10 protein-coding genes are annotated in these 21,364 nt (G+C 69.3%); 4 read left to right on the plus strand and 6 right to left on the minus strand.

What is annotated here, in order from left to right; all coding sequences use genetic code 11:
- Positions 1-97 precede the first annotated feature (97 nt).
- The 3 genes from drmC to drmA are packed head-to-tail and all read right to left on the minus strand — an operon-like array spanning position 98 to position 6,587.
- A complete protein-coding gene (gene drmC / locus ACFYSH_RS24945; RefSeq protein ID WP_388755337.1) occupies positions 98-886 on the minus strand; it encodes a DISARM system phospholipase D-like protein DrmC in 789 nt (262 codons plus the stop codon).
- Positions 883-2,778, minus strand: coding sequence for a DrmB family protein (gene drmB, locus ACFYSH_RS24950; RefSeq protein ID WP_388755340.1), 1,896 nt, complete (start codon positions 2,776-2,778; stop codon positions 883-885). Before drmB ends, drmC begins: the two co-directional genes overlap by 4 nt.
- The gene (gene drmA / locus ACFYSH_RS24955; protein ID WP_388755342.1) at positions 2,775-6,587 is read right to left on the minus strand and encodes a DISARM system helicase DrmA; all 3,813 of its coding nucleotides are present in this window, start codon (positions 6,585-6,587) and stop codon (positions 2,775-2,777) included. Before drmA ends, drmB begins: the two co-directional genes overlap by 4 nt.
- 177 nt (positions 6,588-6,764) lie before the next feature.
- Here drmA and ACFYSH_RS24960 point away from each other — a divergent pair, with 177 nt between their 5' ends.
- Positions 6,765-8,936, plus strand: coding sequence for a UvrD-helicase domain-containing protein (locus tag ACFYSH_RS24960; RefSeq protein ID WP_388755345.1), 2,172 nt, complete (start codon positions 6,765-6,767; stop codon positions 8,934-8,936).
- A gap of 54 nt (positions 8,937-8,990) precedes the next feature.
- Here ACFYSH_RS24960 and ACFYSH_RS24965 read toward each other — a convergent pair whose 3' ends face one another.
- Positions 8,991-14,738 carry an AAA domain-containing protein gene (locus tag ACFYSH_RS24965; RefSeq protein ID WP_388755346.1) on the minus strand — a complete coding sequence of 1,916 codons (5,748 nt, stop codon included), beginning with the start codon at positions 14,736-14,738 and terminating at the stop codon, positions 8,991-8,993.
- Between the two features lie 272 nt (positions 14,739-15,010).
- Between ACFYSH_RS24965 and ACFYSH_RS24970 the strand changes: the two genes are divergently transcribed.
- From ACFYSH_RS24970 to ACFYSH_RS24980, 3 genes are all read left to right on the plus strand, one after another.
- Positions 15,011-15,850 carry a hypothetical protein gene (locus ACFYSH_RS24970; RefSeq protein WP_388755349.1) on the plus strand — a complete coding sequence of 280 codons (840 nt, stop codon included), beginning with the start codon at positions 15,011-15,013 and terminating at the stop codon, positions 15,848-15,850.
- A 91-nt stretch (positions 15,851-15,941) separates the two neighbouring features.
- Positions 15,942-16,310, plus strand: a complete 369-nt coding sequence (locus ACFYSH_RS24975) for a hypothetical protein (RefSeq protein WP_388755352.1) — start codon at positions 15,942-15,944, stop codon at positions 16,308-16,310.
- Between the two features lie 43 nt (positions 16,311-16,353).
- Positions 16,354-18,906 (plus strand): DUF262 domain-containing protein, encoded by a 2,553-nt coding sequence (locus ACFYSH_RS24980; RefSeq protein ID WP_388755354.1) that lies wholly within the window; start codon positions 16,354-16,356, stop codon positions 18,904-18,906.
- Positions 18,907-18,962: 56 nt separating this feature from the next.
- Here the strand turns inward: ACFYSH_RS24980 and ACFYSH_RS24985 are convergent, their stop codons facing one another.
- Positions 18,963-20,006, minus strand: a complete 1,044-nt coding sequence (locus tag ACFYSH_RS24985; RefSeq protein ID WP_388755357.1) for a ParA family protein — start codon at positions 20,004-20,006, stop codon at positions 18,963-18,965.
- Positions 20,003-21,199, minus strand: coding sequence for an ATP-binding protein (locus tag ACFYSH_RS24990; RefSeq protein WP_388755360.1), 1,197 nt, complete (start codon positions 21,197-21,199; stop codon positions 20,003-20,005). The genes ACFYSH_RS24985 and ACFYSH_RS24990 overlap by 4 nt, the downstream gene beginning before the upstream one ends.
- Between the last annotated feature and the right edge of the window lie 165 nt (positions 21,200-21,364).

The following is a 21,364-nucleotide window of genomic DNA, read 5'->3' on the forward strand; positions in this document are numbered from 1 at the left end:
CGGGGGTACTCCTGGCTTGCGGTTCGGTATCGAGATCTCCCGCTGGAGAGGACGGTCCGGTGACGCGTTCCTCGGGACGGTACCGCTGATCAGCCATTCACCGACGCGCCTGGACAGGGCCGTGAGTCTGGAGCGACTGCAGCACCCCTCGGCGCTGCAACTCCACGATGTGCTCGGCGGCCCGCTGCGGCGCGTCCCCGCCCCGCACCAGGACTCCCGCCTCGATGTTGCGCCGGGCAGCCGACTCCGTCAGGTTGGCGCTGCCCAGGAAGAGAACTCGGCGGTCGGCGACGGCGAGCTTCGCATGCTGACGCGAGGCGGGACCGGCAGCCGGGTCGCGTACCCAGTGCCACAGGTGCAGTCCCGGTACTGCCGCGAACGCACCGGCGGGTTCCCGGCCCGCCAGAAGCCCACGTGCGCCTGCCAAGGTCTCGACCACCACGTGTACCCGCACCCCTCTGGCCGTCGCCTCGGTCAGGGCGTGTGTCAGTGCCGGATAGGGCCGTGCCGCGTACGTCATGGCAAGCAGCTCGTCCCGGGCCTCGCCTATGACCTCGACCAGCACCTGGGCCGTCGCCCTCACCGGCACCCCGGGGGTGGACGGCCCGCTCCACACCGTCGCGACCCGGACCGCGTTCCGTGCGCTGAGCTGCGCCGCGACATACCCCCGCAGGTAGGCCGCCGCCTCGGCACGGGACAGCGCGTCCGCGTCCAGACCCTCGTACACCCTCGCGACGGCCTCCCGGACTCCGGGCGTCGCGAGTTCGGTCAGCGCCCGCTCCTTGCCGTGTCCACGGGCCAGCAGCCCCGCGAGGTCCTTGGTGCGGGAAGGGCCGAGAGCCACGGCCGCCGCCTCGGCCGCGGCCTCGAACCTACGTCTGCTCACGGCAGCAGACCAGGAGGCGTGAGCACCTCGTCCTTGTCCCCGGCGAGGGGTACGAGGAAGCGGCGGTCGAGGAAGCGGTTGCCCCGCTCGCATGTGGTCTCGGATACGAAGAGACAGATGTGACAGGCCGCTCCGTGCAGGAAGTCCGCAGGATCGTGCGGCAGTCTCTCCGAGCACAGCGGGTCGCCCGAGCAGTGGGACGCGTCACCCAGCGCTCGGCGGACGATCCGGCCGAACTCCCTCTCCTCCGCCAGCGAGACGAGGCCGCCCAGGGTGCCTTCCGAGTCGGGGACGGCGGTGTAGATGAGGATGCCGGTCCTCGGGTTCTCCTCGTCGCCCGCGTAGATCCGCTCGGCAAGGGAAGCCGAGTTGTAGCCGCACTCCAGCGCGATGGTACGGATCAGCAGGTGGGAAAGCGTGTGCAGCGCGATGTAGCGCGCACCGGGCCAGCCGTGCTGCGGATCGAAATCACTGGTGGTCTTGCGGTCCGACCTGCGGTTGGTGCGGAAGCGGCCGAAGGCCTCCCGGTGGGCCTGGAGCTGCGGCGACTTCCCCACCTTTGCCACCCATTCAGCCATCAGCTCGTCGCGCACCCGCAGGAAGATCCCTTCACCGCGCACCTCACTGGCCGGCACCCAGTTCTGTGCGCTGCGCCAGAGGTCGACCCTGCGGCCGATCTCGGGCGACTCCGGGTCGGGTGCGTCGAGTCGGGTGAAGCCGATCAACGCTCGTGCCTCACGCAGACGTTCGACCTGGCGTACGTCGGAGAAGAGCTCGTCCAGCGGCTCCGGCACGGAAACCTGCCGCAGCGCGAAATCGTCACTCGGCTGTGGGACCGGGCCGGACAGGGCCTCCCACTCAGGGCCGTACAGGCCCTCCTGGACATCGGGGGCGGAGGGGGCCACCCCTTCGGTGCCCGCCTTGCGGGCCGCGATGGCGGCGACGACGGCATCCGCGTCGAACTCCTTCAGGAATCCGAACTTGGCCATGCCGCTCATGAAGTCGAACTGAGCACGCTCCCCGATGACTTGCAGATCCGGCCAGTGGTCCTCGAGCAGCTTGTCGATGTCCGCGCCCCGCCCTTTCGGCAACGCGAGCGCACTGAGAGTCAGCGGGAACCACTGGTTGGATGCGCCGGCGACCATCAGTACGGCGTTCTCCTCGCAACCGTCCGGCTCGAAGCTGTTCAGGTGCGGGTGACGCCCCCGGCATCGGGGCAGGTTGCGGCGACCCCGTTCGCCCATGGCCTCACGAATGTTGCGCTTCGTGCCGCAGGCGACGCACTCGATGGTGACGTTGGCCGCCTGGTTGCCCCCGTGATCCTTCATGCGCAGCTTGGGACGGGCGGTTTTGGAGCAGCTCTGGCCGTGGTGGACGTAAGTCGTGTACGGGAACTCGTCCAGATGTCCCGCGGTGCAGACGAGCGTGAAGCGGGCCGCGACGGCGAGAGGCTTGCCCTTCTTGCAGTCGTGGACGAACTTCGCCTCGTGCGGGGTGCGCGGATTGGAGTTGATGAAGGCGTACTCACCGGAGTCGACGGCCGCCAGGACGTTGCACGCGGTGCACCGAAGCCACTGCGGGAAGGGGGTAACGGGCACACCGATCCCTTGGGCGGCCCATCCCTTGGGGTCGTTGTCCCCGCCTTCCAGCCAGGGGGCGGCCCGCAGCTGTTCGATCTGGTTGCGTCCGTAGCGCTGGAGGGAGCGGTTCGCGGCAGCCCGCAGACGCGGTTCGTCGATGTCGTAGTCGGTGACGCCGGAGTAGCTCCAGACATCGAGGCCCTTGACCAGGACGGAGAAGTTGGGGAGATCGACGAGCGAGCCGATGCCGGTGGTGAACATGAGGTGGCTGGGGCGGACAGCGCCGACCCTGCGGTTGAAGCTGTTGCTCATCGCTGACCCTTTCCGGCCCCGCCGGTGGTGGTGGAACCGTATTCGTCACTGTCCACGACTGCCGCGTCGTCGGAGTCGGTACCGATGGCGCCGAAATTCCAGTCGGGGCCACCGCCGGCGGGCTCGTCGAGGAACGCACCGCCGCCCGGCAGCAGCAGGTTGATCTCGTTCTCCGTCTCACGCATGGACATGCCGACGGTGAGCTCGGTCCACTGCGAGCCGTCGGCCCGCCGCAGGAGTCCGTTCACGATGGTGTTCTTGCGTTTCTCCCGCCGGTAGCCGAGAGCCGCGCTGCTCTCGTCTCGCTTACGGCGCCATTCGTCCTTCAACCGGTCCAGGCGCTCGGAGAGATACGTGCGAGCGCGTTCCTGACCCACCCGCTCGGCCCGGTCCAGGAACCGGCGCTCCACCTCGGCGGCGACCGGTCCGTCCAGGTCGACCACGTGCGCGTCCAGGTTGCGGGAGGTGTCGTACGCCGCCTGCCGCAGTGCGGCGATATAGGTGGCGGCGACGCCCCGGTCGAGGGCGCGGCGGGTGAACGGGGTGACGGAGAGCGCCTCGACCTGCCGATAGAAGGTGGCGTGGTAGTGCTCGAAGTCCTCGTAGTGGGCGAGGTCGCGGGGGCGGGCCCAGTTGTAGAGGGTGACGACGAGGCCGGGGCGCCTGGCGTCACGGCCGACTCGGGAGGATGCCTGGATGTATTCGGCGGTGTTCTTGGGCTGGCCGACGACCAGCATCAGCCCGAATCGGGAGACGTCGACGCCGACCTGGAGCATGGACGTGGCGAGGGCCACGTCGACGGCCTGCCGGACGATGGGGGTCATCAAGACGCGGGGATCACGCTTCTCCTTGTAAGCGACGGCGTATTCGCGCTGGAAGGCGCGCCTGCGCACGGAGGTGTCGCGTTCCGGATCGAAGCCGGTCTCCAGCCGCTTCAGAGCGGCACCGATATCGGCAGAGGAGATACGGGAGGTCAGTTCCTGGATGCTGAGCATCCCGGTCCTGCCCACGATGCGGTCGGACAGGGTGTCCTGTCCTTTGCGGCTGCCGTTGGATCGCACCCGGGTGGTGATGTCGTCGTCCATGTACCGGCGCATCCCGGCTAGTTCACGGGTGGCGTTGAAGTAGCCGACGAGCGTCATGTACGGGTCCGCAGGCTTGCCGTAGTCGTCGAAGAGCTGCTGCCCGGCGAGCAGCAGAATCTCGGCGACCCTGATCTCGGCCGCCTTGAGCCGGGTTCCGTGCGCGCACACGCCGAGGTAGCGCCTGCCGGGATTCTCCCGGCTGAGTTCCACCTGTCGGGAGAAGAAGGTGTCGCCGACGTCCAGAACCTGGGGCGGGAAGACCGCGACCTTGCGGCCGAAGACACCGAGCACCTGATCAGCGGCACGTTTGGTGGTCGCCGTGGACGCGACGATCTTGGGACCGGCTTCGTGTAGACGGCCCCCCGCGTCGGTGTAGGCCCACGTGCACAGCTGGTCGACGGCGGACTCGAACAGTCCGACGGTGGTACCGAGCGCACCGGAGATCAGGTGCAGCTCGTCCTGGATGATCAGGTCCGGGGGCCGCAGACGGGTGACGGGCTGGGCGGTGACGCCGGGCAGTCCGTTCTTGGCGTGGTGGCGGCTGCCGCAGCCCGTCTTGGCGTCCAGGTCGTCGTGCCGGTAGCCGTGGCGTGGACAGAGCTCCGTGACCCGGCCGAACAGCAGCCCCGCGTACCCGTTCCAGGGGAGCTGGGCGAACTTGTCGACGGTCGCGATCAACAACGACGGCGCGAGGCGGTAGATCTCCTCGTCGACCGTCAGCACGGGGATGCCTTCGCCCGGAGCCTCCAGCCGGGAGAAGGGGCAACGATCAGCACCCTCGCCGCGCGGGCAGTACAACAGGACCCGGCGCCGGGCCTCGTCGTACTCCATGTGGGAGCGGGCTGTCAGCCCGCTGCCGCACCAGGGGCAGGTGAGGACCTGCAGGACCCGGGCGTGCTTGTCGCTGGCGCTCTCACGGGCGCCAGCGATCTGCTCCTTGGCCTCGTCGAACCAGTTGGGCGAGACCGAGGTGCCCACCCAGAGTCCGATTCGGAACGGAGTGGCACCCCAACGCGGGTCGCGGGCGAACTCCTCACGCCGCAGGACCTCACAGGCGGTCACGAGCGCGGCCGCGCGTTGGAACTGCTGAGCGGTCAGCAGACGCAGCGTGTAGCGCATGAGGACGCCGACCCCTGCCTCCCCGCTGCGGGCCTGGGTGCCGGAGCCGACCGTGCCCTGCAGTCTGCGCAGCGCGAAGGTGTACGCGGCGAGGCCGAGGTAGGCCTCCGTCTTGCCGCCACCGGTCGGGAAGAACAGGAGGTCCACGAGGGCCTCCCGTCCCGTCCCGCGGTGCGGGTGGTCCGGAGCGCTCAGGGAAGCGAGGTTGAGCAGCACGAAGGCAAGCTGGAACGGGCGCCAGCTCGCCCCTGCCTTGCCCGTGCCGTACACCTCGTCATGAGCCTCCCAGTAGGAGCCGTTGTCGTCCTCGCGGCCCGCTCGGGCTCCAGCGATGGCGGTGTTGCGGCGTTGGAACGCCATGGCCCGGTTGGCGAACCGGAACGCGGCGAGGGCGGTGTCGTCGGCCGCCAGTGTGTCGATGCCCAGGGTGATCCGGTCACAGATGTCCAGGGCCTGGTCGATGGCGACATCTGCCGACTCCCGCAGGTCCTGGGGCAGAGACCGGGCGCTGCGGCGCTGCTGTTCGAGCCAGGTGGCGTAGCCGTCGGCGAGGGGCGCGAGAGCGGCGGCGAGATCACCTCGGCGCCCGGGTACGGCGAGTCCGGCCAGCTCGTCCATGCCGAGTTCCAGACCGCGCAGCAGGTCCAGTTCCTGGACGGTGGGTGCTGTGGTGGCCTTGACGTCGTACTCGGGCAGCCAGGTCGTGGTGAGCCGGTGGGCGTTGCGCTCACCGTCGCGTACGTGGGCGTGCACGGCGACGTTGCGGCCCTTGGCGTGGCTGAGACTGTCCCGGTACAGCAGCCGGAGCCTGCGGTCCTCGGGGTCTTCCGGCGCGTTGCCCCGGTTGGCGGGATCGAGAGGGTCGTCGACGGGGAAGAACACCGCTGCCTGGTCGTCGGGGAAGGCCGTGACCTCGAGGGAGGTCTGGAAGAGCCAGCGGGCGTCCCGGGCGTCGCGGCTGTCCTCCTGCCCGTTGATCAGGGCGAGTTCCACGATGCGCAGGGCCTCGCCACCCGCACCGGTGGTGTGGTGGCGCACCTGGACGTCGAGGGCCACGGCACCTTCGAGAGACACCGTCCGGCCGGCCGCATCGGTGACGTCGATGTCGACCGGGTGCTCGACCGGCTCGCGCGACCACACCCGGCGGGCCGCCCCCTGCTCCGTGGTCTCCTCGGACTGGGTGTAGCGGCCCCAGCGCGCAGTCACGCTGAGTGTGCCGACGGATGCGGGGACCGTGAAGGAGAGCCCCATGGAGGAGGCCCAGATGTGCCCGGCGGTCTGTGGCGTCAGATGGTCACGGGGCTCGCTGTCGTCGCCTTCGCTCTCGTCCCCGGACTCACCGTCCGCGCCCTGCGCGGCGGCAAGGGCGATCTCGTCCGAGGTCGTCGTACGGGGACGCGGACCGAGCATGCCGACGAGATACCGGTCGCGCGGACCGGAGGAGGACGGGGGCAGCGTCTCGGTCTCACCGTCCCAGGGCCCCAGCAGGTCGCGCTGGATGTAGGTGACGAGTCCGTTCCGCACACCGTACGAATCACCGGAGAGAAAGGTCTGCGGCACTTCGTCGAGCGGGTGCGGGACGGCCTGGTCGGGCTGGGCCGGCATGTGGTGGGTCCTTTCGGACGGGCCGGTGGAGGCGGCGGCATACAACAACCCCCTCAACCTAGACTGTTGACTCAGTTCACACAAGCAATATGTGCAGTCTCGCTTCCCCGGCTGCCGAGTCCTTATTCTGTTCATCGACCACCAGTCACCGGACAATTCCGCGATCTGAGGACGCCCATGCCCCGTCTCGCCCTCTCCGACGACTTCGTCGCGGACCTCATCTCGTTGCAGAGACCTGTGCAGAAGGAGGTCAAGGACGCGATCCAGATGTTCCGGGGCCTGACGGTTCCCCAGCTGCACGCCAGCAAGGGCATGCATCTGGAGAAGCTGGAAAGGGCGAACGACCGTCGGATCCGCACCATCCGCATCACGAAGTTCTACCGGGGTGTCCTCCTCGCCCCCGACGACGGCAGCGAGCTGTTCACCCTGCTGCGCGTCGCCCCGCACGACGAAGCGATCAACTGGGCCCGCAAGCGCGCCTACTCCGTCAACGGTGCCACCGGCGGCCTCGAAGTACGCAACGTCGAGGCCCTGGAGCAGATGGAGACGTACTTCGAGAACAAGGCGGTCGCCACCCCTGCCCGGCTCTTCGAGCAGCACTCGGACACCGTGTTGCGCGATCTCGGCATCGACGACCAGGTGCTGCGTCTGGCCAGGGTCTGCGTCACCGCCGAGGACCTGACGGTCATGGCTCCGCCGATGATGCCGGCCGACCAGTACGAGGTACTGGAGTTCCTGGCGGACGGATACCCGGTCCAGGACGTCTGGGAACAGCTGATCGCCTCGCGCGGCCAGACCGTCCGCACGGCCGGGGACCGGCCGGCCGTCACCCTCACCGAGGCGATCCTCAACAGCCCCGACCGCATCGTGGAGGTCACAGGACCGGGAGAGCTGGAGCGCATCCTCACCGAGGACCTGGCGCACTGGCGGATCTTCCTGCATCCCGCCCAGAAACGGTATGCGTACCACCCGGGTTTCAACGGACCGGCGCAGGTCACCGGTGGCCCCGGTACCGGCAAGACCGTGGTCGCGCTGCACCGGGTGCGCCACCTGCTGCGCAACGGCCGCGACGACGACCGGATACTGCTGACCACCTTCACCAACGCCATGGCGTCCTCGCTGCGCGACAGCCTGGCGCTCCTGCTCGGCGAGAGCGACGCGCACCTGCTCGGGCGCATCGATGTCACGACCGTGGACGCGCTCGCTGCCCGCATCGTCAGGGAGACGCGGGGAAGCGCCCCCAGGCCGCTCTCGGGCGCGGCGGAGAGAAGCGCCTGGACCCGGGCCTCCGCCCGCGAGGACCTGCCCTGGTCCGAACAGTTCCTGGCGCAGGAGTTCCGCAACGTCGTCCTCGCCCAGGGTCTCCGTACACCGGAGGAGTACCTGCGCTGCGTACGGCGGGGCCGCGGGACACAGGTGGGGCGGGTACAACGGGCGAGGCTGTGGCGCGTGATGGAGCGCTTCACGACCGATCTGTCCTCCCGGGACTCGGCGACGTACACCCAGCTGTGCGACCAGGCCGCACGCCTCCTCGCCGGCGGCGGCCCGCGCTACCGGCACGTGGTCGTCGACGAGGCGCAGGACCTCCACCCCGCGCAGTGGCGGGTGCTGCGGGCGTGTGTGGCGGAGCGGTCCGACGACATGTTCCTGGTCGGAGATCCACATCAGCGGGTCTACGACTCCCGGGTCTCGCTGCGGTCGCTGGGCATCCACGTCCGCGGCCGGACCTCCCGGCTGCGGCTCAACTACCGGAGTACGGAGGAGATCCTGCGCTGGGCCGCGGCCCTGCTCGACGGACAGCCGGTGGGCCGGCTCGGCGAGGACGACGAGGACGACGCCGGTCGCGACTCGTTGCACGGCTACCGCTCTCAGCTGCACGGCCGACTCCCCGCCGCGCGCGGCTACGACAGTCAGGACGAGGAGCTCAAGGCGCTGACCGCACAGATCCGCACGTGGATCGAGGAGGACAAGGTGAAGCCCTCCGAGATCGCGGTGTGCGCCCGCTTCAACACCCTCGTCGACGCGGTCATCACACGGTTGCGTCGCGACGGGGTTCCCGCCGTAGCCGTCAAGGACGATCCGGGCCGTGGGGTCTCCGGTGTCCGGGTCGCCACGATGCACGCCATGAAGGGGCTGGAGTTCCGCTGCGTGGCCGTGGTCGGAGTGACCGCCAAGGTGCTGCCGTTCGCCGCACAGGTGACGCCGGCCGAGGTGGATCCGGTGCAGCACCAGTCGGATCTGCTCGCGGAGCACTGCCTGCTCTTCGTGGCGTGCACGCGGGCCCGTGACGCGCTGTCGGTCTCATGGAGCGGGCAGCGCAGCCCGATGCTCGACCCGGTGGCCGGCTGAGAGTCGCCGGGGCTGCCCCCGAGCAGGCGGCGGCCCCGGCACCCTTCGGTCGCGTCAGGCCCGGATCTCCCGGACGACGACCCTGTGTGCCTTGTCCTGTGAGGCGCTGTACGAGAGGTCACGCCCCGCCCGCTGCCACATCAGAGCATGTCCGAGCGGTGAGGACGGGGAGACGATGTCCGCTCCGTCGGTGGACAGTTCGGCGACGGTGTACAGGGTGTCCTCGTCGACCCGCCCGTCGATCTCGAGGATGAGCAGCGCACCCGGTACGACCACCTCCGGTACTCCGCCGCCGACGGCGACCGTGTCGAGGAACGCCCGCAGGAACGCCAGGCGCTTGGTGCGGCGATCGCGCTGGTCGGCCTGGGTCCGCCGCAGGAAAACCAGGTTGGGGGCGTCCAGGCCCTCCGGTGTCACGTCGGGTGCGTCGATGGCGGCCTGCACCTGCTGCATCTCCTGGACCACTCGCTGGAACGCCGCGGCCGGGATCTCCCGTACAGGGAAGGCGCCCTGCGGGGCGGGCCCGGTGTCGCCGGTACCCTGCACGTCGAGAGCGTCCTGTACCGGTACGACTGAGGCCGGTACCTCCGGCGGCGGTGCGATGACGGCCGGCTCGGTCGACGCGGGAACCGGGGGCTTCACGTCGGTCGCGGCGATGTGGTCCGCCTCGGCCGGCACGCCCTGCACCCCTGGGGCTGCCTGGGCCCCCTGCGGCTGGCCCTGTACCGTGTCGGGCTCGTCGGTGACGGGATCGATCCCCAGCCGCTCCAGCTCCGCCCACAAGGGCGCCAGGGAATGGTCCCGGTCCAGGTGGAAGCGGCTTCCCCGGATGCGTATGAACGTCCAGTCGACCCGCTCCAGATCACGCTGCCGGGCGGCCCCGGTCGAAGCGTCCTCACCCTCCGCGAAGGTGTCGCCGTCACAGGCGACGGCGAGTCGGCGCGTACCGCCCTCGACCACCAGGTCGATGGCGTGCCGGCCGACCCGGTACCCGGGCCGCACGCGGTAGTCGCGTCCTGTCAGTTCCAGGTACACCTGCTGCTGGAAGAGGCTGTCGAACGCCTCGTGCCGTACATCGGGCAGCACCTCCCCCGCGACCGTCACGGTCCCGTCCTCGGCGGGCCGGGTGAGGTGGTCGAGCCACTGCCGGCGCAGGTCGTTCGCGTGGAACTGGTCGGCACGGGCGCTGTGGAACACCCACAGCTGGTCCTGGGCGCGCGAGGCGGCCACGTTGAGGCGCTGTTCGTACGTCTTTCCGGTGAAGCCTCCGGGCACGGTCCCGGCCGCCGTGGTGGGCGAGTTGACGCAGGAGATGAACATGACGTGCCGCTCGTCGCCCTGGAAGTCCTCGGCGTCACCGACCCGGATACGCCGCTCCTCGCGCTGCTCGTAGTCCAGGCGTTCGGCCAGCAGGTTCTCCAGTTCCGCCAGGTGTGCCTTGCTCGCGCGCAGGCTGATGACACCCATCGTCCTGCCGTCGTACGCCGGATCGGCGCAGCAGCGCACGATCTCGGCGACAAGGGCCTCCGCCTCGGCGGTGTTCGCCAGACGGCTGTTGGCGCCGACGGCCTCACCGTTCTCGACGTACACCGTTCGTACCGGCGGGAGCCTGTCGGCTCCGTACTGGCGCAGGGGCTGCAGCCTGCCGTTGTAACAGAGCTCGTTGGAGAAGGAGATGATCTCGGGCATGCAGCGGAAGTGCTCCTTGAGCATGAGCGTGCCGCGGCCGGCCGAGAGCGCCTCGGTGAGGTCGAAGAAGCTGGACTCCGGTCCGAACAGGCTCCGGACGTCGGCCTCCAGTCCGGTGAGCAGCCGGTCCCGGAGGTGGAAGTACTCGTCCTGCTTGAGTCCGACGTTGGAGGGGCTGACCTGCTTGCTGTCGCCGACGACGACCATGCGGTCCGCGAGCCAGCTCAGGAGCATGGCCTCCAGTCCGGACTGGCTGGCCTCGTCGACGATGACGACGTCGAACATGCCGGGCCGGTCCATGGGCACGGTCTCCGCGACCTGGTGCAGCGGCATGATCCAGGCGGGCACGGCGGTCTGGGCCTTGCGCAGAGCGGCCTGCGCGTCGCGCCGGTAGCGGTGCTGGTACTTGCCCTTGATGCGGCGGGCAGCCTGCTGGTACGCGCTGAGCGCGCGCGACTGGTCGCCGGTGAGCAGTCCGAGGCAACGGTGCCAGGCTCGTGCGGCGGCGAGGCGGGCAAGCATGATGCGGGCCTCGTCGTCGGCCTCGGTGAGCCGCCGGCGCAGGGCGCGCTCGGCGTCCGGGTCGGTGAGCCGTTCCATCCGTTCGTGCCAGGCGGACCACGCCCACGCGTGCCCGAGGGCGGGGAGACGTTCGTCCCAGCCGGCGTCCTCGGGAGTGCCGGTGATCCGGTCGGCCAGGGAAGGGAAGGCCTCCTGGACACGGGTGAGCGACGCGTGCTGTTCGGCGCGCAGCCGGGCCGCATCGCGGACCTCGGCGATCTCCTGGCTGAATTCGCGGTACCCCTGGGGGTTCCTGGCGCGTACGGCGTCGAGTGCACGCCCCACCGCAGGGGAGACACCCGCACGCTCGTTCCAGGCGCGCAGCAGCTCCTCGGTCTCGGCGATGACCCGGCGCGACCGCTCGGCCGCCCGGAGTGTGGTCGCGGCGCGCAGCAGCGCCCGGACCGCGTTCTCGACGGCCAGGTCGTGCCAGGGGGCGACGGCCAGCTCGGGAGAGGTCGCGCCGGCGGTGAGCACCTCGGTACGGGCTGCGGCGACAGCGAGGAGCGCGTCGAGCACCTCAGCCTCCTGCCGCAGGCGGGCGAGCCGGGGCCCGTGCCCCTGCCAGGGACCCGCCGGGCTTCCGCCTCCCCATTCGGACTCGACCTGGGTGAGGCGTAGTTCGAGCTGGATGCGGGCGAGAACGACGGCAACCGTGTCCGTGTCCTCGGGGGCGCGTCCGTCGACCCGCACGGCCTCCACGAACGGTCCGGCCGTCTTGGCCAGCTTCGAGCGCATGCCGAGCGGCCCCCTCAGCTTCTGCCCCTGGCGCAGGCCGTCGTACAGGGCGGTCGCCTGGGCGAGTGCGGTGACCGGGTCGTACCGCTCCAGGCCGCTGACCATGGCGTTACCCAGGACGGAGAGCGAGGCGTCGGCGGTGGCCAGTGCCTCCGTCACGGCGGTGTGCCTGCTGCGGGCCTGCCAGTCCTGACCGGCACCGACCTCGCGCAGGAGGGCGACCGCCCACTCACCCGCCGCGGCGGCCAGTGCCCCGGCGCGTACCCGGCCGCTCGCGAAGGTGTCGAGAGCGGCCGATATCCGCTCCTGCTCTCCCTCGGAGAGGCCACGTACCGCCAGGTCGTACTGCTGGCTCAACGTGTCCTGCCGCACGGCCGCGTGCGCCTCCTCGGCGGAGCGCACGACGTCGACGGCTTCCTCGAAGTCGCCGGGCCCCGGCAGCTCGGAGGGACCGGGCACGTCGGCTGCGAGCTCCCTGTGGTGCGGGGTGAAGGCACGTGTGGCGTGCAGCAGCCGCAGCGCCTCGTCGGCTGCGAGGGCCGGCTGTTCCTGTGGGACCGGACCCAGCCAGTCGTACTCCTCCCTCTCGGCGGCGAGACGCCCTGCGATCTCCGCCAGGCTCCCGCTGTAGTCGCCGATCTCCGGACCGAAACGGTCGGTCTCCTGCTGCCGCAGCAGGGCGAGGTCACGCAGCATGGCCTGCTGGGCGGACCGTGCGGCGGTCAGCCGTCCCTGCAGTTTCCGGATCTCGCGTTGTGAGGCATCCGGGTCGTATCCGGCGTACTCGTTGAGGATTCTGCTGACGGAAGCCTCCAGCTCACGCTGCGCGGCGGCCCCGTCCTCGGTACGGCTCACGCACAGGTCCCGTACGGACTCGGGCAGCTTGTCGCGCAGGACGCGCAGGGCGCGCGGGGTGTGGCTGGTGATGAGGACACGCTTCCCCTGAGCGAGGAGGTCGGTCACCAGGTTGGCGATGGTGTGCGTCTTGCCGGTACCGGGCGGTCCCTGGACGACGACGAGCCGGTTGGCACGGAGCCGTTCGGCGATGGTCCGCTGCTCCTCGTTGGCGGGAAGCGCGAAGTACATCTCGTCGCCGCCCGCCCGGGTCCCGTCCTCCTGGGCCGCCGCGAGTCCGGCAGCCGTGAGCGCACCGCCGCGGCCTGCGATGTAGCCGAGCAGTTCGGTGGGAGGTGTGCCGCCGTCGACCTGCCGGGCGATGGCCTTGAGCGCGTCCAGGGTGGAACGGCGGTTGCGTTCGCGCAGGACGAGCGCCGGAGCGAGCCCTACGTGGGGCACGTCCAGACTGCGCGGCCTGGCACGTTCCAGGGACGGTGCGTAGATCCCGGCACTGTGGGCTGCGTTGACCCAGCTTCGCAGCGCTGTGTGCAGAGCGCCGAGGTGCTCCGGGTCGGTGGCGTCCGAGGCACCTTCGAGGACGCCTGTGATCTCCTCGCGCACCGGCCCCGGCACATGCTGCGCGCCGTCGAGCATGCCTTCTTCCAGCTCCATGCCCACGCCGCTCGGGTCGGGAGCGGCGGTGAGCGTGCCCGTCGAGGGGTCCAGCTGGACGGTGGCCCGGTGCGTGACGAGGTGTCGTTCCACGCGCTGGCCGCCGGTGGTCTCCCAGGTCAGCCGCCCGAAACCGAGGACGAGTTCGTAGGCCTCGCCGAGGTTCGCGGCATCCTCGTGCATTTTGTGGAGCCGGTCGTAGAGCCTGACGAGTGGGTCGATCGCCCGCCGCCGCTCCGCCCAGCCGGCCCAGTCCTGCTCCCACGCCGCGTACAGCTTCTCGATCTTCTCGCGCTTCGGGTGCGCTTCGAGTTCGTGGTACGTCTTCTCGAGCGGGGTTCCCCGGGACCAGTCCGGGAACCGGGGTTCGATCCGCTGGCGCAGGTGCGGGGCGCGGGTCTGCCTGAAGTCCCGGATGCGGGTCTCGTCCACCCAGGGGGCGAGCAGCGGCTTCGGCTGGGGAGCGTCCTCGCGCTCGGGCCGGGCGACGGTCAGCCACGCCGGGCCGTCGGTCGACAGCGGTCCGTCGGTCATCACGGCGACACCGGCGTCGTGCGGCAGCTCGTCGAACCAGACGGCTCCGGCCGCCCCGTCGAGCGTTCGGACGGGCCTTGCCTTGGACTCCTCGGCCTCGGCCAGGAAGCGGAAGATCTGCCGCACCCGAGCGGCGTCGGTCTCTGCGGCGGACTGTGTGGGTATCTGCGCGGCAGGACCGCTCGGCCGGACGACGACGTAGTCACCGTCATCGTCCTGCTCCGCCGTGTCGAACAGTGACCGCTGGTCGTCGCCGAACAGGACAGCCTGGTCGGGGAGGGCCGCCGGCGCGGTCCGGGCGGCCGGCACCCGGGGATCGACGGGCCGGGACGGGAGGGCTGCCGTGGTGAAGCTGACGTCCTCGCGGCCGTCCGGGAACCGCAACTCGAAGTCCAGCTCACCCGCCGTGCCGGCCGGAATGCTGTACGCCCAGGTGGCCGAGAGCCGTCGCCCCGTACGCAGTGTCCCGTCGAGCTCGTCGTCGAGCGTCTCGGTCTTGTGGTCCTGCACCTGCCGGGCGGACTTCCCGTACGGTCCGCCACGGACCGTGAGGCTGATTCCGCTCGCGTCCACGGGCCGGCCGGTCCCGTTGCTCAGGTGGAGGGTGCACCGGACGATGTCGTCACCCTGCCGGTAGCCGTAGGAGTCGTCCGCGTCGACCAGCTCGTACGGCATGACCCCGTCGACCCGGACGCTCAACCCGTCCTTGTACTCGTACACGGAACCGACCGGCTGAATCCCGTCGCCGAGCACACTCTGGTTCTGGCTCACATGCCACTCCACTGCTGGTGAGGGCCGCCGAGAAGGTGGCCAACTTGTGAAATCCCGCCCCGGCCACCCCGAGCGAGGGTGTCATCCGTGCCCCCCAGCACGCCCCTCGCACAAGTGTGAACTCAGCACACGAATGGAGAGTAGCAGCAAGCGCCCGACCGAACGCGACCCCTTCTCGTGATTATATTGACTAAGTTCACAGTCGAGCTGCACCCTATCCGTGCACGCAGCCCACTGCTGCGCGCCGTCGCCCTCCGGAAAGGCCTCCACCCATGCACATGGAAATCCTGGACGTGGCACCCGAGTTGGCAGCCGAGTGGCTCACGCACAACACGAGCAACCGCCCGCTCAGCAAGGGCACGGTTCAACAGCTCGCCGCGCAGATTGAACGCGGTGAATGGCAGCTCACACACCAGGGCATCGCCTTCGACGAGGACGGTGTACTCATCGACGGCCAGCACCGCCTGGCGGCGATCGTCAAGGCCGGTGTCGCGGTGTCACTGACCGTCACACACGGCGTACCCCGAACCGCCTTCAGCGTCATGGACACGGGTCGCAAGCGCACGGGCCGCGACACACTCGCACTCGCGGGTGAGGCCAATGCCAATTACCTGGCGGCCGCCCTTCGTGGCCTTCATCTCTTTCTGAATGCCCCCAACTCCGCCTGGAGCGGCGGGTCGTCGGTCACCAGCAACGACCAACTACTGTCACTGCTGGGGAAGCACCCCGGCATGCGCGACGCGGTCACTCACGGACTTGCGTTCAACCGCGGCTGCCGCATCACCATCACCGCTGCAACGATCGGCTGGTACCTCACCACCGAGGCACGGCCCGACATCGACCAGTCCCCCTGGTGCGAGGGTGTGATCGCAGGCGCCATGCTGAAGGTCGGGGATCCCCGCCTCACCCTCCGCAACACCATGCTGAAGATGGCCAACGGTGATACCGGCCGCCGCCGGGACGATTCCCGCGAGCACCTCCTGTACTACCTCAAGTCCTGGAACGCGTGGGTCGAGGGCCGCAGCATGAAACTGCTGCGCCGCTCCCCCAACGAGACGATGCCCAGGATCTCGAACCACGCCGTCGCGTTCGGTGCGAGCGCCGAGGCGTGAACACACCGAATTCGCAACTCCGCGCGCAGGAACCGTCACACACCACCATCCTGATCCATTACGGTGTCAGTCGCAGTCCTGGGGAGGGCGTATGAAGAGGGACACGCTGGAGTACGAGCAGGCCCTCGACGCCATGGTGCGCATCCTGCGCGCACGCGCGTCCACAGACGCGGGACCGCTCACCTACGGCCGGCTCAGCGCGGAGTTGGACCTGCAAGGGCACCACGTACCGGCATACAGAGGACCGATGCCCTACCTCCTGGAGGACGCTTCCCTACGGGAGAGTCCCGACGGCGCCGTTCCGATGCTGTCCGCCCTCGTCGTCCTCCAGGACACCAGGTGGCCGTCCGGTGGCTTCTTCCAACTCGCCCGCCGTGCCCCGTTCTCACGCCCCGGGGACGACCCCGAGCTGTGGACCCGCGAGCTCGCGCATCTGGCGGAGCACTACTCGGCGCGCTAGGCGCGCCGGCACGATCGCCGGTCCCGGCAACGAAAGGAAGCGCATGCGCGCCCAGGAGATCACCTTCCTCAACCTCATCCAGGGGGAGAAGCAGTTCCAGGTCCCGCTCTACCAGCGGACGTACAGCTGGGGCAAGGACCAGCTGGAACGGCTGTGGGAGGACGTGGGCGAGCTCGTCGAGCAGCACCGGGAGGGCGAGACGGTGACACCACACTTCCTCGGATCGGTCGTCCTCGCACCGGGCCAGATCCAGGCCGGCGGCGTACAGAAGTGGCTGGTCGTGGACGGTCAGCAGCGCCTCACCACGCTGATGCTGGCCTTCACCGCGCTGCGTGACCAGCTCGAGGCCTCGGGGCATCCCAGGGGGGCCGAGCGGGTGCATCGCCAGATCCTCGTCAACGAGTATCAGGAGGCCCTCGACCACTACCGATTGCTGCCCACCCAGGCGGACCGGCAGGCGTTCACCGCGTGCGTCGGATCGGCCCCGCAGGCAGGTGGTGGCGGCAACATCGGCTTCGCCTACCGGTTCTTCCTCGGAGCGCTCGCCGAGGGTCAGGAAGCCGCAGTGGGCCCGAAGGACTGGCTGGAGGCCGTGGAGAACGTCCTCAAGGGTTTGCTGTCGATCGTGGAGATCACCGCCGAGTCGGGCGACAACGTCTACCGCATCTTCGAGTCGATCAACAACACCGGCGTCGGTCTCAGCCAGAGTGACCTGCTGCGCAACTACGTGTTCATGCTGTTGCCCCAGCGGGGCGAGCGGGTGTACCAGGAGCTGTGGCTGCCCATGCAGCAGAGCCTCGGCCCCAAGAACCTGGAGCTCCTGGTCTGGCTTGACCTGGTCGTACGCGGTCACAACAAGACCAAGCAGAGCGAGATCTACCGCGAGCAGCAGAAGCGGTTGCAGCCGCTCGCCGGTGACGAAGAGGCGTTGCAGCGCGAGATCACGCAGCTGTCGGAGCGCGCCCAGCGGTTCCTCCGGATCGTCGAGCCCGCCCGTGAGCAGTCGCCGCCCCTGCGGGCGGCGCTGGAACGCCTCACCGCGTGGGGCGGGCAGACGCACTATCCCCTGGCACTGCATCTGCTGGATCTCGTCGACGCGGGCACGAGGAGTCCGGAGGACGCGGCCGAGGCACTGCTGTTCGTCGAGTCGTATCTGGCCCGGCGCCTGATCTGCCAGACACCGACCGCCGGGATCAACCGCATCTTCATGGAGGCTCCGAGGGACCTGGAGACCGACCGCCCGGCAGCCGAGGCCGTGAGGCGGTTCCTCTCCGGGAAGAGGCGCAGGTGGCCGAGCGACGAGGAGCTGCGGTCGGCGATCCGCAGCAAGCCGTTCTACTGGGCCGGGCGCCCTCCGCAGCGCAGCTTCATCCTGCGCCGTCTGGAGGAGAGCTACTCCCCCACCGAGCCGGTCGACTTCGCCAAGGCGTCCCTCACTGTCGAGCACGTCCTGCCCCAGCGGCCGGCGCAGGCATGGTTCGACCTCTTGGCCGACGAGACGGAGAAGGACCAGTCACCCCAGGAACTGCACGACTTGCTGGTCCACACTCTCGGCAATCTGACCCTGACCGGCGACAACTCCAAGCTCTCCAACCACCCGTTCCAGCGCAAGCAGCAGATCCTGGATTGCAGCGCACTGCGGATGAACCTGGAGATCGCCTCGTCGCAGCGCTGGGGTAAGGCGGAGATCCTGGCCCGCGCCGACCGTCTCTGGGAGCGTGCCGTCGAACTGTGGCCCGGCCCGATCGGCGAACACCGCCCGGCCGGTGAGGAGTCGTCGAGCTGGACGGAGCTGCGGGCTGCACTGGTCGCGATGCCCAGCGGCACGTGGACGGCCTACGGCGATGTCGCCGAGCTCATCGGCAGCCATCCGGTGCCGGTCGGCTCATACCTCTCGGCCAACCCGACAGTGATCAACGCCTACCGCGTCCTGAACTCCGAGGGGAAGGTCTCGGCCGGGTTCCGCTGGGTTGACGGCAGTGACCGGCTACCGCCCCAGGACGTTCTACGGAGCGAGGGCGTCCGGTTCGACCGCTACGGCCGCGCCCACCCGTCCCAACGCCTGAGCGCCGCCGAACTGGCCACACTGCTGGGCAAGGACGTCGGCCGGCAGACCGCGCACGATCCTCTGCCGGACAACGAGAACACGGAGGCGGCCGAGCGGTTCCGCAGCCAGTTGCAGGAGCACTGGCCGGACTCCGTGCCCGGGGTGACCGCGGCTCTCGACTTCTGGCGCGGTCAGGGTGGCCACCTCGATTACGGGCGTCACGAGGAGACGAGCTGCTTCCCGATGCTCGACGCCGGCACGAGCACGCACCCGCACGTCATGTGGCCGTTCGTCCTCTACCCGGTCAGCGGAACCGTGGAGGTGGTTTTCCAGTACCTCAAGGACCGCAGCCCGTTCGACGAGACGGAGCACCGCCGCGAGCTGCTGCACCGGCTCAACAAGGCCGAAGGCGTCGACCTCCCCGAGGCCAAACTGGAACTGCGGCCCTCGTTCCCGCTCCAGGTCTTCGCCACACAGAGCGAGGCCATCTGCGAGGCCCTGGACTGGTTCGTCCACACAGCAGCCCTGGACCTGGCCCGGAGAGTCTGACGGCTGTGGTCCTGGTGCACGGGGCTGCGCGGCCCATGCACCAGGACCCACCTGCGCTATCTCTCCAGTTCCTCCGTCCGTTTCAGCACCCCTTCCGCCAGCGCCCGGAACTCCCGGTAGCAGGTCTGCACGTACTTCTGCGTGCTGCCCAGCGCGCCGTCCGCTGCCTTGAGATCAAACATCGGTTTGCGCGCATCATGTGCAAGAGGCATAAGGCTTCGGTAGTTCCGCAACGTGGCCACGCAGTGCCGGTCGTCCCCCCGAGGTGGCACTCCCTCGTCCAGCACGGCCACCGAGTAGACCCACGGAATGCGCTCCAGCCAGCGCACGTACGCCTTCACCGGCCGATCCAACCTCATCTCGGGCTGCATGATCACGTATCCCAGTGGACGCATCTCCGCCCGTGGCGCGGAAAAACCCGCGGGCACGTGGGGGAGCACGAGTTGCTGCCAGTTCCTGCGCCAGTCGCGCAGGGTCGGCCCCAGGTTGCTGAGCCCCTTCAGTGAAAACAGATCGGCGGCGAGCGGCATCAGCACGGTGTCCGCCGCGATGAGCGCCGCCCGGTTGATCGCCCCCAGGTTGGGGCCGACGTCGATCAGGACGACGTCGGCACGGACCGTCGCTGCCGCCTGTTCCACGACCCGGTGAAACGCAGTGGTGGTCCGGATCGCGGCAATGTCGCCGGCGAAGGTCTTGAACCATTCGTTGGACAGTTTGTCCTCGAAGCGGCTGAGATCGAGGCTGCCCGCCAGCAGCCACAGGCCGGGCTGGAGTTCGGCCGGCTCTATGGGGGCGATGTCGCCCGTACCCTCCAGAATCGGCTTCACGGCGTCGGCGATCGTCTGCCCGCTGCGCACCCGCCCGGTCCCCGGGAGCGCCGACCATGCCGCCCCCTGCTCGATCAGCTCCGACTGTCCTTCCCAGAGCTCCTCGATCTCGGTCTCGTCCAGGCACATCGAGGTCAGGTTCGCCTGAGGATCGAGATCGACGGCCAGCACCGTGAGACCCATCCTGCGGAACATGTGAGCCAGATGGTAGGTGAGAGTCGTCTTGCCCACGCCGCCCTTGTTGTTGAAGAGGGCGATCGAAGTCCTGGTCATGCGGCCCTCCGTAGAGTGACGGCCCAGGACGAGTCGTCGACCTGGAATTCGGCGGGCGGATTGCCATTGCGTGCAAGTGACGCCTGCACCCGCCCGATCCCCCGGCCGAACCTGTTCACGTAGCCGAGTCCCTTCATGGCCGCCGCTAGCGACGGGTTGCGGTAGTCCGTGACACGGTCGAAGTTGTCGTCCCTCACCTGCCCGTAAGGCCCGCCGGGGTTGGTCACCTCGATCCGGTCGTCGAACCAGGCGATACGGACCGGGGCATACGACGTCTCGTAGTTGCGGTGCATCAACGCGTTCATGCACACCTCGCGCAACGCTTCGAGCGGGTAATCGGGCTGCGGCGTTTCCCTGAATCCCTCTTCCACGAGGCGCGTGCGCAGATTGCTGCGCAGCAGCGGCTCGAGCCGCGCCGCGACGCCAACGAGGTTCTGACGCAGTTCCTGGTCGTCGGCCACGGGTGCGTCGAGGTCCGTGCCCTGGTACCGGACGAACTGTACGTACGCGCCTGGGACACAGCTGCTCGGATCCAACCCGGTCACGAGCAGCCCCAGGGCCGTCGGCTGTCCGTCGGGAGTCGTGAGGTGTAGGGAGCCGAGCTGCTGAAGCATGGGCCGCCCGTTCTCCTCGATCACCTCAGGACCGACCATGGAGGGCAGATACGCCTGGCGGAACAGGTCGAGATCCAGGTCGTCGAGGGCCGTACGGGGAACCGGCCGGGTATCGAAGGGACCGTCGTTCGCACGTCGTCGCTCGGCAAGAACGCGCTCGTCCTCGCGGGTCGCCTTCCGGGTGGTCGGGCCGGGGCGGACCCAGACCACGCCCTCGAAACGCACAGGGAGAGCAGCCGATGCCTCCACGTGGATGTGCACCACGGTCTTCCCCCGGTAAACGGCGGCCTGCACCGTGAGGGACGGCCTGTCCAGGATCCGTCCGTCATCGCGCAGGTCGGTCAACGCGAGGAGGGCCCGGTCGCCGGCATCCACGTCGTCGACCGGGGTCCCGTCGTCAGCGACCCCGACGAGGATGTCCCCGCCGCCCCTGCCGACGAGGTCGTTGGCCATCGCGCAGACCGCGTTACCGATGGCGTCTCCGCGCTTCCCCTCCCGCTTCGCGGTCCGCTTGAACTCAAGAGTCGGGGTCTCACAGGTACCGAGGAGGTCGGCCAGGTCGACTTCGTGTCCGTTCACATGGAGCATTGTGCCGGTTTTCCAGCCTCGACGGCCCATGGGCCACCACCCGCGCCTGGCGTTCCCGAGCTCTTCCGGCGCGTTCCGGGCATCGTGATCCAGCACGCAGGTGTGCCCGCCGACACGAACGGCAAGCGGCCGGCGGCGCGGTGCCCGGAACAAGCA

It is taken from the genome of Streptomyces sp. NPDC005791 (assembly GCF_042871485.1).
In the GTDB taxonomy this organism is placed as follows: domain Bacteria; phylum Actinomycetota; class Actinomycetes; order Streptomycetales; family Streptomycetaceae; genus Streptomyces.

Bases quoted from the DNA above. Each gene is read 5' to 3' on its own strand.
- drmA (WP_388755342.1), bottom strand. From the start codon at position 6,587: ATGCCGGCCCAGCCCGACCAGGCCGTCCCGCACCCGCTCGACGAAGTG.
- ACFYSH_RS24970 (WP_388755349.1), top strand. From the start codon at position 15,011: ATGCACATGGAAATCCTGGACGTGGCACCCGAGTTGGCAGCCGAGTGG.
- ACFYSH_RS24960 (WP_388755345.1), top strand. From the start codon at position 6,765: ATGCCCCGTCTCGCCCTCTCCGACGACTTCGTCGCGGACCTCATCTCG.
- ACFYSH_RS24975 (WP_388755352.1), top strand. From the start codon at position 15,942: ATGAAGAGGGACACGCTGGAGTACGAGCAGGCCCTCGACGCCATGGTG.
- drmB (WP_388755340.1), bottom strand. From the start codon at position 2,778: ATGAGCAACAGCTTCAACCGCAGGGTCGGCGCTGTCCGCCCCAGCCAC.
- ACFYSH_RS24980 (WP_388755354.1), top strand. From the start codon at position 16,354: ATGCGCGCCCAGGAGATCACCTTCCTCAACCTCATCCAGGGGGAGAAG.
- ACFYSH_RS24985 (WP_388755357.1), bottom strand. From the start codon at position 20,006: ATGACCAGGACTTCGATCGCCCTCTTCAACAACAAGGGCGGCGTGGGC.